This window comes from Cobetia sp. SIMBA_158, assembly GCF_046566945.1.
Taxonomy (GTDB): domain Bacteria; phylum Pseudomonadota; class Gammaproteobacteria; order Pseudomonadales; family Halomonadaceae; genus Cobetia; species Cobetia amphilecti.
Map to the genome: position 1 here is coordinate 1 of NZ_JAWJYL010000190.1, position 305 is coordinate 305.

The 305-nt window shown below is 66.6% G+C and carries 1 protein-coding gene; it reads right to left on the minus strand.

Going from position 1 to position 305, the window contains the following annotated elements:
- A partial coding sequence (locus R2R70_RS19580) for a hypothetical protein (protein ID WP_410978832.1) occupies positions 1-305 on the minus strand: 305 nt, incomplete at both ends.

Here is a 305-nt window from a genome sequence, read left to right on the forward strand (position 1 = left end):
TCACGACACCGGTGACCGTGGTCGGCGTGTCGCTGCCCAGGGCATCGGCGGCCGCATCGGCATCCGTGCTGTCACCGGACCCGCTGATGACATTGCCGGTCAGGGCGTCAGTGGTGTCCTCGGCGATGGTGCCGGTGTCGGCATTGGCCGTCGGGACGGTGTCGACGATCGCGATGTCGAGACTGTCGGTGGTGCTGGCATCCGTGATGTCGGTGACCACGACCGCGAAGCTGTCGGTGATGTCGCCGCCCGAGTGATCCTCGGTCTCGCCATCCTCGACGTAGCGGTAGGTAACCTCACCGGTG